Origin of the sequence: Alteromonas sp. a30, assembly GCF_026788005.1 — a bacterium.
Lineage (GTDB): Bacteria > Pseudomonadota > Gammaproteobacteria > Enterobacterales > Alteromonadaceae > Paraneptunicella.
Window position 1 is genome coordinate 203,462 of record NZ_JABEPE010000003.1, and the last position, 14,582, is coordinate 218,043.

A 14,582-nucleotide genomic window follows, 5' to 3' on the forward strand; every position below is an offset into this window, starting at 1 on the left:
TCCTACTCCTGTTCAAACAGCGACGCTGCTTTTTTAGTGATCTCGAACTGGAATTCAGAAACATGATTTTTGCCGGCAACGCTCAAATTCTGGTCATCAACATCAGGTAAGGCTTCACTTAAAACGATGGGATAATCATTACGACTCATTGCCAAATACAACAGTTGCACCAAACGAGGGCTGTCAAAATCCACATAGAAGGGCTTCATGTTTTTGAAATCAAGGTTTGCCCAATCAAGCTTTTCATCTTGCGAACCAGGATTCGTATCAAACGGCGAAACTCGAATAAAGCCAGACTTTGGCAATTTATTGGCTTCAATGAAGTCACGCATTTCTCGGAAGAACTCTACTTCAGGTAGTTCGATGGAAGGTAAAAGCTCTCTTGGGATCATATGGGAGCGGCGTACCAAAACGGTATTTCCAACTGAAATTCGTGGAATTAAGCTGATTTTTTCTCTTGAACTAAAGCGACCACTTCTTAATACCGGAAGTACGTAAACTAATACGCCATTCATACTTAATAGCGTTAATACTCGGTGTACATTGGGCAATAACAGCGGCATTAAGAAACCATGGTAAACACAGTCCAGCAGCTTACCTTCTGGTGTTTTAAAGTACACTTTATGGGTTGATTTATCGTACGCCAACGTCATAGTTTCCGGCGCCACTTTTACCGTTTCTTCTCGGTTAGCAGGATAAGGAGCTATATTCAGTTCTTGTTCTGCTAACTTCGGATGTTTATTGGCATTAAAACCAAACAGGCCCGGAATCTCTGCATATTCACCATCGCGGGAAATATCACTGAGATAATCGCGAATATCTTTCAGCTTATCTTCTTCCAGAACCTCTAAGAATCGAGATAACAACCCGGAATGCCCACTAAACACTTGATTAATAACAAAGTGTTTATTTTCCTCTTTACTCGCAATTTGCCCTAAGAAACTGTGAGAGACAGTGCGGTTACGGATAGCAGGCGGCAATTTTTCAACTAACGCTTCTAAATCTTCATGCGATAAATTAACACTGTCTTCACCAGTAAATACCGAATCGAACAAGTATTCATTGAATGCTTTTATTGCTAATCGAAACTCTCGCGTGGTTTCGCTTACAGGTGATACTTTTTCTGGATCTGGCGTAAAGTCAGGCATTCCCGCACCGTAAATCTCAGAAAAGTCTTTTAAGCAATCAAGAGGCTCGGCACATTCTCCTTCCTCACCGTACTTATCCAAAAAATAATCGGCAAAGTTGGTTTGAATTAATTGGTGTGCATCAAAAAAGGCGGATGCTTTCGTCAGTACACAAAAGTCTTCAATGAAGGGGGAAAGAATACGCTGATCAACTTTTACGTCATCGCCTACTAAGTAACTGTTTTCAAAAAATGCGGGATTCGATAACTCATCGCTAGGATGAACATCAATTGCGTCTTTAAAGGCTTCTAACTCAGTATAGATTGACCTGCCAAGTGCGATTCTGTCGTGGGGTGATGCTTCTGGGAACGAGCCTAACAATTGTTCAATTTTTTCTAAGCTAGTCAATGCAGCCGAATCAATTGCTTCCCCTGCTTTTGCAATGATCTCCTTGCACCAAGGCAACAATTCATTTTGCCCGTAAAAACCATCATCAACCTGAAAAACTTGCATCTCTAACAGTTGATTAATCACAGAGCCGACAAAATCTTCTTGTAGTTTAGGGGCTAATGCATTCACGCCCTTGACCAACTCAGAAACGGGTAACACTTGTTGACCACTTTTGTGAAAGGCAACCAGTACACACTGAATAACTTGATTCATTTTGAACTGAATATCTTGTTCGCCGCTGCCCCAAACACGCCCATTAATACTGGAACCTTCGGTGATTTTCTTAACAAACACACCTTCCTCAGTAATCTTCAACGTTGGGTTCAACTTCAAGCTAAAGGCATTTTTTATTCGTTTGTAATCTTTAAGAACACCGTCAATTAAACATTGGAATAAACCCGATTTAACTTCCATACGGTTTTCCAATTGACCACTCAAGGTCACGTGTTCTGCATCATCACTGGTTTTCCAAGACCCTACAAAGACAGGGGTGAAAGTGGATAGTGGGCTGGTTTTCAACGAGCTTCGAGTCGCATAGCGCATTAATCCAGCTTCTAATTGACGGCGCTTTTTCGGCTTCACCTTTTTATTCGGGTCACGATAAAGCGACTCAAAATCTGTGAACAGTTTTGAATTTGAATAACTTAATGCGTGTTGTAAGTTTTGACGCTGCCACATGGGCACCAATAGCTCAGAGGTCTCTGCAAACTCTGCTTTATAAACCTGTTCAAGCGTCGACTGAAACTCACAATACTGATTAACCTGCTCAACAACCTGAAAAACTTGCTGATATTCCTCTTCAGAAAATAAGTGCTTTACATCTTCTAGCAGACTTACCGTAACTGGCCGAACATTAAACACATTACGTTTAATTTTCAGCAGCTTATTGGAAGCAGATTTATCCTCTAATCCGGGGATTTTATCTTCGATAATTTTACAGCGAGCTTCTTTGCATGAATCGATCACTTTCGCCAACGCATTAATGGCGTTGATTCTTTCACAGGTCGCCCCTGTTGTAGTGCCATTAATTAAGTCAGCAGGCTCCCCGCAAACCCGAATCAAATAATTTGGATGTAAAACAAAGCCTTCTTGCAGAGACAAATTAGTTAGACTTTTCCTATCGTTCGTATCTGTCATAACGAATTTAACCTTCTATTTTTATGCGAGCTTCCGAGGTCTGCCATTAAGTTAAATGGCAGATTTCTCGAAGGTTTTGTTTGCGACAAAGATGCAGATGAATGCAAGAATGCACGAAATAATGACAGGCGCGACCGCTGCCTCAGTGAACAAGTTTCCTGACCACGAAAGGCGCAATAATTCAACTACGTGGTACATAGGCACTACATGAGCAATCGCACGCATAACATCGTTGAAAGTATCTAGCGGAATAGAAGCGCCCGAAAGAAACAACATAGGTTGGAAAATCAATACACTCGCCGAAAACGCCGAGTTGGAACGTTGAAATAAGCTTCCTAACATGAACCCAAAAGAGAACAAACTAAAAGCGGAAACCATTAGGCCAAGAATCAGTTGCAGTACATGAGGTGGCAAAATACGGTCAAACATGAACCAACCAAGAATAAAGACTTCTGTCATGCCTAAAGCAAAAATAATGAAAGCCTTAACCAGCGTCGAAAAGACAATGGAGTTAATACTTAAAGGCGTAATCATTAAGCGCCGGAAAAAACCAAGCTCTTTATAAACGACCAATGATGGGGAAATATTGAATAATGCGGTATTCAACAAAATAATACCCAAGAAACTGGCCGTATACTCATCGTAATAACTTGTACTTGATGACCCATAAGTCGCCCCGCCAAATAACAAACCGAATGCCACGTACATGGCAGCAGGGAAGATAAGAGCGAAAAAGATCACCATGGGTTCTTGGAAGTAAACCTTAGAATCTAGAATAAAATAAGCACGGAATTTTTTTGAAAGCATCACTATTGTCCATTCGCAGCGTTAACATAGTGGGTATACGCTTGGTCAAGCGTCCCTTCGATTTCTTTAGCCTTGGAAATAACAATGGAAGGTGGTCCATCAAACACGACTTCTCCTTGATGCACCATAATGACCTTTGATGCTAATGTGGTCGCCTCTTCCATATAGTGAGTGGTGAAAAGGATAGTTTTCCCCTTTTCTTGAAGACGCTGTATTAAGCGCCAAAAGTCTTGACGAGCGATAGGGTCTAAACCAACTGTTGGTTCATCTAATAGTACGAGATCTGGGTCATTGATCATGGCAAGCGCAAGAGAAACCCGTTGACGCATTCCACCGGACAATTGACCAATGTTTTTGTCCATAAAGTCGGTTAGTTCTAACGAGGAAACAATTTCATCAAGATCTGCCGTCTTATCATAGAGCTGCATAAAGAATTCAAGGAAATCACGTGGGGAAACTTTTGGGAACAATCTTACTTCTTGTAAGTGAGCACCTACTCGAGGTAAATGTTTTTTCTTATTAGCAAGCACATCGATACCAAAAACATGAATACTGCCTTCTTCCGGCACTTTTAGGTTCAATATGGATTCAATGAAGGTGGTTTTCCCTGCGCCGTTGGGTCCAATAAGCGCAACCGTATCCCCCCGGTTAACTGAAACGCTGACATTTTTCAGCGCATACTTCTCGTCATACTTCTTACTAACAGAATCAACTTTAATAATTTCTTCGGTTTGTTTCTGCATCATAAAATCTGCCAATTGTTCTTGTGTAAAGTAGGATGCTACACAATTTTATTAATAATTATCAGGCTTAAAATAAGAGTCAATGAAATGAGATATTTAATAGAATGACTAACAAGATTTAATCGACCTCATAAAGTGAAAATATCCCATCAAGACTAAAATTTTTCTTGTTTGAGTATGTCAACCAGCACTCATCAAGTCAAATATTTTATTTATAATAACCGATTAGTAAAATGTGAATTAAAGAGCAAAAAAAATCGAGACAAAATCTATATAACTTTGATTTATCATGAGGGATAAAATTAAAAATTAGAGATATAAGCACGGCAAAAAATCGAAGTAATTGCCGCGCTTAGAATTTATTAATTCAATAATAATACTGAATTAAAAACGTGATGCTTACTTGCTTACTTTAGTTTCAACGCTAACGTCGCCGCCACCGCAGCTACCACAGCAAGATGAAGAACCACAAGTAGAACAAGAACCACTTGAAGAACTACCACTAGAAGCACCAGTTTCAGGCAAAGCCATTGCGTTAGTTACGTTCGCAACTTCTAGGCCTTCAACGTTCATTTCTTCAACATTTAAATCTTCAAAATTGATGTTGTCTAATAACATAATATTCTTCCTATTAGTTATAGTTAGTTATTTGTCAGACTTAATAAATAAGAATGACTTTATAAGCATAAGTAAATTACTTATGGCAACAATAAATAATAAAAATTACTCAAAGTTACGATTTTGAGTATGTCTAGACATTATTTTTATGTCAAATATTTTTCTTACTAATTTAATAAGTTTATTATACGTTTATAATTTAAAACAAAGAAGGAAGCGCTTTCATAAAAGCGCCGACTATACAGGTGCGAAATTAAGGAAATAAGAGAAAATACCTTTAATTAAGGTAGATATATTAAAATAAATAACACCCCGACTTTACTCAGGGTGTTATTTATTATTATCAGGAGGCTAATTAAGCTTTCTTAATATCTTGAGAGACTTCTACATCACCACCGCCACAACTTCCGCAGCAAGAAGATGAACCGCACGTAGAACATGAGCCACAAGAAGAAGTACCGCTAGAGGCGCCTGTCTCAGGTAAAGCCATTGCATTATTGACAGATGCAACTTCCAAACCTTCAACGTTCATGTCTTCAACACTTAAATCATCAAAACTAATATTGTCTAGTAACATAACTTTGTTCCTATCTTTTATATTTATAATTTTCTCCATCACTTACAGGCTTAAAAGTCAGAAAATGATGGAGAACCTGCACAAGCAAACTACGCAAGCAAAGAAACCGTATAAACATGTTTATCACAACTTCTTGAGCTTTAGTATGTAAAAACCGACCTTTAGTGTCAATTATTAACCACTAAATAGGATGCGCATCCTACTTATTAAATATTAAAAACTTAACATTCTCTTTATGGTATTTAATAAAAATGGAAATTATTTGACCTGAGACATTCAGTTCTTTTTTAAGCCTTAAAGCCATTTATTATTGATACGGAAAGCATAAACTTAACCCTTTTAGATAAGTTATTGGTCAATTCGATCTGGTCGTATCAGCTTAAGAAATGCAGTTCCAACCTGTTTCAAGTTATTTGGCTATGGGAAAGTTAATGATGTCGATTAAAGAATTAAGATCCGTAAACGTTGTCTAGTTTTTACGAAATTTTGTAAACAAAACATTAGGATAAATTAATCAATCCGGGTAATTTATAGACCGTAATTCTTCATTTGCGTAATTAATGGGAATTTGTGATCTTCATCACAATTAGTCACATTTGTGATCACTTTTATTCCCTTATTTCCTAGCTTTTTCCCTAAATACATTCACTTCTTATTATATTTTATTTGAACAAAAAATAGCCTTAAGCAAACTATTATGTATATACGTAAACTGGTATATACAAGCCAAAAACGATTAAAGCCTAGTTTGAACCTACTACTCGCCACGAATATCGAACGTGAAAATTTAATTCTCCATTATAATCATTCGCAACTACGTAATTTTGGTCATAAAAAATGGATATAAATATTTTAATTAATGTAAATATATTTTAGCATTTACTAATACGCCAAATTTTTTACTATGAAATATAAGAACGGAGATGATTATGAGCTATGTTTCAGGTTCAGACCTGCGTAAGATTCGTATGCTTGCTGGGAAAACGACTAAACAAATGGCCGAGTTAGCGGGTGTAAAAACGCGTAAGACCTACGAAAACTGGGAGAAAGACATTGGTACACCGAGCTTTAACCAGTTTGTTGATCTTGTACATAAGTGTGGATTCAAGCCCGCAGAAATCATCAAATTATTTGTCGACAGAAAGGAAATGGAGAACGAAATGGATTTCTCCTCAGCGCTTTTGAAGATGACTGAGCTACAAAGATTATAAACCCCCTAGGTTTTGAGTGAATTTATTTTCACATTATTTTGTATTTTTGGATATTATTAGAGTGAAATATAATTCACCTTACTTCGTATAAACGAAATACTTAATGACGAATAATGATTTTTAGCCAAAAAAAAGCCGGTAGTCACTACCGGCTTTCTTCAACCACATCAAGAAAGGCTAAGGCAACGCATCCAAATCAGCACCTTCTTTTTCAACTTCTTGAGGAATTAAGTCTTCACGACTAATCCCTAACATCAGAGCCACTAAGCTGGCAACGTAAATCGATGAATAAGTTCCAATGATTACGCCAAACAGCAATGCAGTCGCGAAACCATGGATTAACGCCCCGCCTACATAAAACAATGCCATTAATACCAATATCGTTGTTAATGACGTAATAATGGTACGGTTTAGTGTTTGCGTTAGTGAGATATTGATGATTTCTTCAGGTTCTTCCTTACGAATCTTACGGAAGTTTTCCCGAATACGATCCGACACAACAATCGTATCGTTCAGGGAATAACCGATAACGGCTAATACTGCTGCTAAAACCGTTAAATCGAATTCCAACTGTAACACCGAGAACAAACCTAGCGTTAAAAGAACGTCGTGAGCCAATGCGACCACTGAGCCTAATGCGAAACGCCACTCAAAGCGCATGGTAACGTAAACCAGAATACAAAGTAGTGCCACTAACATCGCAAGACCACCTTGTTCTGTTAACTCCTCACCAACGCTTGGACCAACGAACTCGACACGACGCATATCTAAATTATCGCCCTGACTTTTAAGTGCATTTACCACTTGATTGCTAATTTCAGAAGATTTCACGCCATCACGAGGCGACAATCGAATTAACACATCTTCGCTAGAGCCAAAATTCTGAACAATGGCATCTTCAAAACCATTCTGTGCAAGTAACTCGCGCATAGCCGGTAAATCGGCTGGTTTATCGTAACCAACCTCAACTAATGTACCGCCAGTAAAATCCAATCCCCAATTTAGGGAATTAGTGAACAGCGAAACCAAAGAACCAATAATTAACAGTCCAGATAACACCATGGCCGCAACACGCATCTTCATAAAGGAGATGGTGCCGGTTAAATTTAATAAACGCATAATGATTCCCCTTAAATCGACAGCTTGCTTATGCGCTTACCACCTAATACCAAATTCACAATGGCACGGGTAAAGATGATAGCGGTAAACATTGAAGTGATAATCCCGATCATTAAGGTGACTGAGAAACCTTTAATTGGGCCTGTACCTACAGCGAATAGGATAAGCGCGGCAATTAACGTGGTGATATTAGCATCTAAAATCGTAGAAAATGCACTGTCATAGCCCCAATGAATGGCCTGTTGAGGACTTCTACCATCCCGTATTTCTTCCCGGATCCGTTCGAAAATCAGCACGTTGGCATCCACCGCCATACCTACGGTTAATACGATACCCGCCATGCCCGGAAGGGTTAGGGTTGCTCCGGGAATCATCGACATAATGCCAACAATCATAACAAGGTTGGCAGCAAGTGCTAAGTTCGCAACTAGGCCAAAACCTTTGTAGTACAACAACATAAAGAACAATACCAACACAAAACCCCAGATGATGGCTTGCATCCCTTGGTCGATATTTTGCTGTCCTAAACTTGGGCCAACGGTACGTTCTTCAACAATTTGAATTGGTGCAATTAGCGCACCAGCACGAAGTAATAATGCCAAATTGCGTGCTTCTGCGGGTGAATCTAAACCTGTAATACGGAACGAACTACCTAGTTGAGCTTGAATCGTTGCCACACTGATAATACGTTCCCTACGCTCAAACTTGAGTTTGCCATCTGGGCCTCGCTCACGTAGCGGTTTGAACTCAACGAAAACTGTCGCCATTGGCTTACCAATGTTCTTCTTTGTGCCTCGTGACATCTTGGTGCCGCCTTCAGAATCCACCCGAATATTGACCTGCGGACGACCATATTCATCAACACCACTATTGGCATCAACAATATGATTACCTTTTAACATCACTTTTTTCTCAAGCAGATAAGGAACACCTTCTTCGTTTTTTACATAAATCGTTCCCGGAGGAACACGGTCCTCAGAGGCATCACGTACGTCGTGGGTTTGATCAACCATATGTAAAGCAAGAGTAGCTGTCGCATTTAGAATTTCTTTTGCGCGAGCGGTATCTTGAATACCGGGTAGTTGCACAACAATGCGCTCAGCACCTTGACGCTGCACCACTGGCTCTGCCACACCAAGCTGGTTTACACGATTACGGATTATGGTGATGTTTTGAGTAATAGCATCGGTTTTGGTCTGCTGAAGTTTTAGCTCAGACATTTTAGCGCGTAATTGCAGTCCATCTTCTTCAGTAAATACCCAATCAGGGTTATTACGTTTTAATAAATTTTCTGCATTGTTTAAATCTTCTTGAGAGCGGAAGGATAATTCAACCGAATCCGATTTTTCTCTCACACTACGATAGCGAATATCTTCTTCACGAAGCGTAGTTTTAAAAGCGGAAGCAATGCCTTCGACAGAGTCTTTGATGGCGGAATCCATATCCACTTCCATTAGGAAGTGAACACCACCTCGTAAATCAAGACCTAACTTCATTGGCCCTGCACCAATGGATTCAAGCCAGTCAGGAGTAAGAGGGGCTAGGTTAATAGCGACACTAAAATTTTCTCCCAAGGCTTCTTCGATAGCCTCTTGTGCGCGTAATTGTGTGCTGTTGTCAGGGAGGCGAACAAGAATCTGCTCATTTTCCAATACCACACTCTTACTGTTTATATCTGCGTCTTTTAACACAGTCTGGACTTTGTCCATTGTCTCTACATTGATGACTGCATTTCTGCCCGCAGAGATTTGAACCGCCGGATCTTCACCGTATAAATTGGGCATGGCGTACAATGCACAGAATGCGATAAGCAACAATACGAGTATTGCCTTCCACATCGGTGTTTTGTTGAGTACCTGTACTTTCTTATTCATTGTTCACTGGGCTTAATACCCGCCTTCCTGTTGTCGTTTTTGCCAATAATGCGGCATAAAAAGCCGCATCCACTTGCTTTATTTCCTCAGAAGCATCTCAAGAAGCTAGATATTTTTCATTGTTCCTTTAGGCAGCACAGCGGTAATCGCTGATTTTTGCACAACAATGTTATTGTTCTCGTTAATGGAAACTTCGATAAAGTCTTTGTCTTCAGCTACCTTGGTAATTTTGCCTACTAAACCACCTTGGGTTAATACTTCGTCCCCTTTTGACAAGGAAGACACTAAATTTTTGTGCTCCTTTACACGTTTCGCCTGTGGACGATACAACATGAAATAGAAAATCAGGCCAAAAACACCCAGCATAATTAACAATTCCATACCGCCACCTTGCTGTGAGGCTGGACCAGACTGAGCATATGCATTACTAATAAAAAAACTCATTGTGTTCCTCTAAAATATTTAATTAATTTTTGTTCGATTTATTTATTTTCTAGTTCGGGGACTGGCATGTCTTTTTTAGCGTAGAAATCCACCACAAAGTCATCCAGCTTGCCAGCACTAATGGCGTTTCTCAAACCTTCCATAACACGTTGGTAATAACGTAAGTTATGGATGGTATTTAAACGCGCTCCCAAAATCTCATTACACTTATCAAGATGATGTAAATATGCACGAGAATAGTTTTTACAAGTGTAACAGTCACAACTTTCGTCTAAAGGTGATGTATCGGTTTTATGACGGGCGTTACGAATTTTAATAACACCCTCTGGTACAAATAGATGACCGTTACGTGCATTTCGCGTTGGCATCACACAATCAAACATATCAATACCACGGCGTACCGCTTCGACAATATCCTCCGGCTTGCCCACGCCCATCAAGTAACGCGGCTTATCGGCGGGGATTTTATCGGCGGTGTGATCCAAGATGCGGATCATGTCTTCCTTTGGCTCACCTACTGATAACCCTCCAATGGCGTAACCATCAAAACCAATATCCACCAGCCCACTTAATGAAATGTCGCGTAAATCCTCATACATGCCACCTTGAACAATACCAAAAAGGGCTGAGGGATTGTCGCCGTGAGCGTCTTTACTGCGCTTTGCCCAACGTAAAGAAAGTTCCATAGAGGTGCGAGCTTGTGTGTGATCGGCAGGATACGGAGTGCATTCGTCAAAAATCATGACAATGTCGGCGCCCAAGTCGCGTTGGACTTCCATTGAACGCTCTGGTGTTAAAAGAATCTTTTCACCATTAATAGGCGAACGGAATGTCGCCCCTTCTTCGGAAATTTTACGCAAGTCGCCCAAGCTAAATACTTGGAAGCCACCTGAGTCGGTTAAAATGGGTTTGTCCCAATTCATGAAGTCATGTAAGTCACCGTGTAACTTCATAATTTCAGTGCCGGGACGCAACATCAAATGAAAGGTATTGCCTAAGCAAATGTGCGCGCCTGTAGCTTCTAATTCTTCTGGCGTCATCCCCTTCACAGTGCCATAAGTTCCCACTGGCATGAAAGCCGGAGTTTCAACAACACCGCGTTCAAAAATCAATCGACCGCGTCGCGCTTTACCATCGGTTGTATCTAATTCAAATTTCATAAATAACCTGAGTTAACAATCAGCTTACCGTAGCGAAAATCAACGATTTATCCATTCTCGCTAAAGCCAAAAAATTCGTGGGATTATATACAAAATGCAAGGGGCGGTTAACCGTTAATTGTGATTGCGACACGAGTCGATACAAAACTCATCACGGAAAATAAGCAGAGTTGACGTAGAATTAACGTCATGCAAGTTTAATTTCTGGCGTCCCCTTGTAAATTCAACTAGCGTTGAAGTAACCATTACAACCGTAGAATGTTTAGCTAAAGCCTGATCCCAAATAGGATTTTAATAAACTCATGTATACACAACGCCTTTTGCTACTGCTTACTTTGGGCTTTACGCCTCTGCTTATTACCGTTAAAGCATTCGCAGGTGAACTGAAAATCCTGGATGTCGCTGTGGGTTGGGGCAAACCGCCTTATATCGATCAAAAAAATCATTCAGGATATGAGATTGAGTTGGTAGAGGACATCATGTTGCCGCTGGGCTACCGTTTAAACTTTCTTTATGTTCCTTATGGTCGATCCCTGCGTATGTTACAAAGTGGTCACGTTGATTTAATGCTAACCGCGCATGATCGCCTCGGTATCGATCCGAAATACCTCAGTGAGCATTATATTGTTTACCAAAACGTTGCTGTAACACTGAAACGAAATCACATAAAAATTAACCGTATCGAAGACTTAAGTAAGCACTCACTTGTTTCTTTCCAGAATGCCCGCTTAGTCTTAGGCAATAAATTCCACGATGTTGTTGAAAGTAATCCAAGTTATACCGAACTCCCTGACCAGCGCAATCAGGTAGAGATGCTGTTCAAAGGCAAGACATCAGTGATCGTGCTGGATCGCAATATATTTACCTATTTTGAAAGAGCATTATCAGAAAATCGCTCTCTCGAAGACTATGAAATTCATCCCATATTTCCTGAAAATCACTACAAGGTCGCTTTTAAAAACCCAGACATTAAAAGTCAATTTAACCAATCTCTTGCGCAATTCATTAAAACCAAAGAATACATTCTTCTTCAGGAAAAATACGCGTTGTCTTCTCAAGTACGTCCAGATTCCTTTTAGTTATTGGATATTTCACTAAAAGTTCCTGAATGCGACAAATTGTCGCAGATGGTCTATTTTCGTTGCTTCAAGCTCTCTTCTTTCTGAAAATAAAGTTAAAACCTATTTCTAATTTTCCGAGTAAGGAGCCTAGCCTTGTTTCAACACAATCGAGTGTATGTTGGAGTAGTAAGCGTTATTTTTTCTTTGGGTGTCAGCGCCAGTGATGTTGAAGTGATCACGATTCAAGCGCAACAACAATCAATGGCAACTGAATCTAATTTTGCGGTTGGAAACAGTATTCAAGCTGACAGTGCCGACTGGCTCGCCAGTGTACCCGGCGCGAACGTCAATAAAAACGGTCCGGTTTCTGGCATCGCCCAATATCGCGGTATGTTTGGCGATAGGGTGTCGGTGAAAATTGATGGTTACAATGTTATTGGTTCTGGTCCTAATGCGATGGATGCCCCGCTTAGTTATGTAGTTCCTGTGATGTTGGAGTCTATGTCTGTTTATCGCGGCATCGCCCCCGTATCTTCAGGTATGGATACTATTGGAGGCGCAGTTTCGGTCGACATGAAAGAAGCCGAGTTTTCCACTTCAGATTGGGAAATCTCAGGGCTTTTCCAAGCCGGATATAGAAGTAACAACGAAGCGGATTCTGCTTCATTTGCCGCCAATATTGCCAACGATAAACATGCATTGCTGAGTTATTACAGTTACTACGACGCTGATAATTACGATTCCGGCGATGACAACTTGGTTTACCCAACACAATATGAAAAAGAACAATTCGGCTTAGATTACCGCTTCCAGTACAACAGCGGCAAAGTCGGCTTTAGCTACCATAAAACCGAAACTGATGATGCAGGCACGCCAGCTCTTGCGATGGACATTGAATATATTTCCGGTGACCGCTTTGGATTATCCGGGACACAAGCACTTTCTGGTTGGGATATTGATTGGTCATTAGGCTATATGGAATCTGATCATGGCATGGCCAACTTCCTATTTCGTCCAGTTGCCAATCCTGCTGCATTCCGCAACACCACAGCGGAAGCCGACACGCTAGACTTTAAAGTTCATGCAAAAACCCCATTGCCTATGGGTTCACTATTAGTTGGCGTAGACGGTTACATGGCGGATCACGATGCGTTTATTACCAATCCTAATAATCCAGCCTTTTTAGTTAACAATTTTAATGATGTTGAAGACAATAGAATTGGCTTGCTTGCCGAGTGGACGCATTTTTTCGGCAAACATCAGGCATCGGTGGGTGGACGAATTAAGTTTAATCAGTCAGATGCAGGCGAAGTTTCGCACTTTATGGCGGCGAACAATCCAATGGTTGCTTCTTTAGTAAACCAGTTTAACGATGCCGACCGTGACGACACCGAAACCAATTTTGATTTTGCTGCAACCGTAAACCGTATTCACAATGCTAATTTGTCTTTCAGTGTCGGTGTAGGTGTGAAACAGCGTGCACCGTCTTATCAAGAAAAGTTTTTGTGGTTCCCACTTCCTGTTACAGGAGGCTTAGCCGATGGCAAGGTATATGTTGGCAACCTCAATCTTGATTCGGAAACTGCCTATCAATTCAACATGGGTGCAACTTACAATACCGGCGACTTCAGTATTTCACCGAATGTATTTTACCAACGTATTGATGACTACATTCAAGGGACACCCAGCACCAATGCTCAGGTTATTAACATAGCAAGAATGATGGCCGGAGATGACTCTCCGCTACAATTTAACAATGTGGATGCTGAAATATACGGACTAGATTTACACTGGCGATATAACGCAAGTAAGCACTTCCTAATTTCTGGAACGGCAAGCTATATTAAAGGTGAGCGTCGTGACATTGACGACGACCTTTACCGTATCGCCCCACCTAACGCCAGCATCAAATTCAGTTACTTTGGCGACACGTGGCAAGGCGATATTTCTTTGACCGGTTATGCAAATCAGGACGATGTTTCTCTTACTAACCTTGAAAGCGAAACACCGGGGTATGGTTTGATTGATGCGTCGGTGAGTTATTTCTTCGATAAAGTCACGCTACAAGCTGGTGTTGATAATCTATTCGATAGGGAATACGCGCGTCATTTGTCAGGTATTAACCGTGCGATTGGCGGTGATGTGGCGGTTGGCGACAAAGTATTGGCTGAAGGTCGAAACCTATTTGTGAAAGTACAATATCAATTTTAATCGTTCGTAATAAACGCTGAAGAGCAGATAAGGAAAAGGCGAC

General features: G+C 40.6%; 12 protein-coding genes. 3 read left to right on the top strand and 9 right to left on the bottom strand.

Features of this window, described 5'->3' with window-relative positions; genetic code table 11:
• Positions 1-2: 2 nt before the first annotated feature.
• The 5 genes from HJG39_RS04840 to HJG39_RS04860 form a co-directional block, all read right to left on the bottom strand.
• Complete coding sequence (locus HJG39_RS04840) at positions 3-2,714, bottom strand: lantibiotic dehydratase (RefSeq protein WP_268407394.1); 2,712 nt, start codon at positions 2,712-2,714, stop codon at positions 3-5.
• A gap of 51 nt (positions 2,715-2,765) precedes the next feature.
• Positions 2,766-3,521: an ABC transporter permease gene (locus HJG39_RS04845; RefSeq protein ID WP_268407395.1), complete on the bottom strand. Its 756-nt coding sequence runs from the start codon at positions 3,519-3,521 to the stop codon at positions 2,766-2,768.
• 2 nt (positions 3,522-3,523) lie between these two features.
• Positions 3,524-4,267, bottom strand: coding sequence for an ABC transporter ATP-binding protein (locus HJG39_RS04850; protein WP_268407397.1), 744 nt, complete (start codon positions 4,265-4,267; stop codon positions 3,524-3,526).
• Between the two features lie 396 nt (positions 4,268-4,663).
• The gene (locus HJG39_RS04855; RefSeq protein ID WP_268407399.1) at positions 4,664-4,882 is read right to left on the bottom strand and encodes a thiazolylpeptide-type bacteriocin; all 219 of its coding nucleotides are present in this window, start codon (positions 4,880-4,882) and stop codon (positions 4,664-4,666) included.
• Between the two features lie 355 nt (positions 4,883-5,237).
• On the bottom strand, positions 5,238-5,459 hold the full coding sequence (locus tag HJG39_RS04860) for a thiazolylpeptide-type bacteriocin (RefSeq protein ID WP_268407400.1): 222 nt from the start codon (positions 5,457-5,459) through the stop codon (positions 5,238-5,240).
• Between the two features lie 929 nt (positions 5,460-6,388).
• Between HJG39_RS04860 and HJG39_RS04865 the strand changes: the two genes are divergently transcribed.
• Positions 6,389-6,670, top strand: a complete 282-nt coding sequence (locus HJG39_RS04865; RefSeq protein ID WP_268407402.1) for a helix-turn-helix transcriptional regulator — start codon at positions 6,389-6,391, stop codon at positions 6,668-6,670.
• 177 nt (positions 6,671-6,847) lie between these two features.
• Here HJG39_RS04865 and secF read toward each other — a convergent pair whose 3' ends face one another.
• From secF to tgt, 4 genes are all read right to left on the bottom strand, one after another.
• Positions 6,848-7,789, bottom strand: a complete 942-nt coding sequence (gene secF / locus HJG39_RS04870) for a protein translocase subunit SecF (RefSeq protein WP_268407404.1) — start codon at positions 7,787-7,789, stop codon at positions 6,848-6,850.
• 11 nt (positions 7,790-7,800) lie between these two features.
• The gene (secD, locus tag HJG39_RS04875; RefSeq protein ID WP_268407405.1) at positions 7,801-9,663 is read right to left on the bottom strand and encodes a protein translocase subunit SecD; all 1,863 of its coding nucleotides are present in this window, start codon (positions 9,661-9,663) and stop codon (positions 7,801-7,803) included.
• A gap of 105 nt (positions 9,664-9,768) precedes the next feature.
• Positions 9,769-10,107 carry a preprotein translocase subunit YajC gene (gene yajC, locus HJG39_RS04880; RefSeq protein ID WP_268407406.1) on the bottom strand — a complete coding sequence of 113 codons (339 nt, stop codon included), beginning with the start codon at positions 10,105-10,107 and terminating at the stop codon, positions 9,769-9,771.
• 38 nt (positions 10,108-10,145) lie between these two features.
• Complete coding sequence (gene tgt, locus HJG39_RS04885; protein WP_268407408.1) at positions 10,146-11,267, bottom strand: tRNA guanosine(34) transglycosylase Tgt; 1,122 nt, start codon at positions 11,265-11,267, stop codon at positions 10,146-10,148.
• A 302-nt stretch (positions 11,268-11,569) separates the two neighbouring features.
• On the opposite strand from tgt, the gene HJG39_RS04890 reads away from it, so the two are divergent.
• Both HJG39_RS04890 and HJG39_RS04895 read left to right on the top strand, forming a co-directional pair.
• The gene (locus HJG39_RS04890) at positions 11,570-12,346 is read left to right on the top strand and encodes a substrate-binding periplasmic protein (RefSeq protein WP_268407410.1); all 777 of its coding nucleotides are present in this window, start codon (positions 11,570-11,572) and stop codon (positions 12,344-12,346) included.
• 135 nt (positions 12,347-12,481) lie between these two features.
• Positions 12,482-14,539, top strand: coding sequence for a TonB-dependent receptor (locus tag HJG39_RS04895; protein WP_268407412.1), 2,058 nt, complete (start codon positions 12,482-12,484; stop codon positions 14,537-14,539).
• Positions 14,540-14,582 lie beyond the last annotated feature (43 nt).

Coding starts and splice junctions, on each gene's coding strand:
- HJG39_RS04840 (WP_268407394.1), bottom strand. CDS start 2,714: ATGACAGATACGAACGATAGGAAAAGTCTAACTAATTTGTCTCTGCAA.
- HJG39_RS04845 (WP_268407395.1), bottom strand. CDS start 3,521: ATGCTTTCAAAAAAATTCCGTGCTTATTTTATTCTAGATTCTAAGGTT.
- HJG39_RS04850 (WP_268407397.1), bottom strand. CDS start 4,267: ATGATGCAGAAACAAACCGAAGAAATTATTAAAGTTGATTCTGTTAGT.
- HJG39_RS04855 (WP_268407399.1), bottom strand. CDS start 4,882: ATGTTATTAGACAACATCAATTTTGAAGATTTAAATGTTGAAGAAATG.
- HJG39_RS04860 (WP_268407400.1), bottom strand. CDS start 5,459: ATGTTACTAGACAATATTAGTTTTGATGATTTAAGTGTTGAAGACATG.
- HJG39_RS04865 (WP_268407402.1), top strand. CDS start 6,389: ATGAGCTATGTTTCAGGTTCAGACCTGCGTAAGATTCGTATGCTTGCT.
- secF (WP_268407404.1), bottom strand. CDS start 7,789: ATGCGTTTATTAAATTTAACCGGCACCATCTCCTTTATGAAGATGCGT.
- secD (WP_268407405.1), bottom strand. CDS start 9,663: ATGAATAAGAAAGTACAGGTACTCAACAAAACACCGATGTGGAAGGCA.
- yajC (WP_268407406.1), bottom strand. CDS start 10,107: ATGAGTTTTTTTATTAGTAATGCATATGCTCAGTCTGGTCCAGCCTCA.
- tgt (WP_268407408.1), bottom strand. CDS start 11,267: ATGAAATTTGAATTAGATACAACCGATGGTAAAGCGCGACGCGGTCGA.
- HJG39_RS04890 (WP_268407410.1), top strand. CDS start 11,570: ATGTATACACAACGCCTTTTGCTACTGCTTACTTTGGGCTTTACGCCT.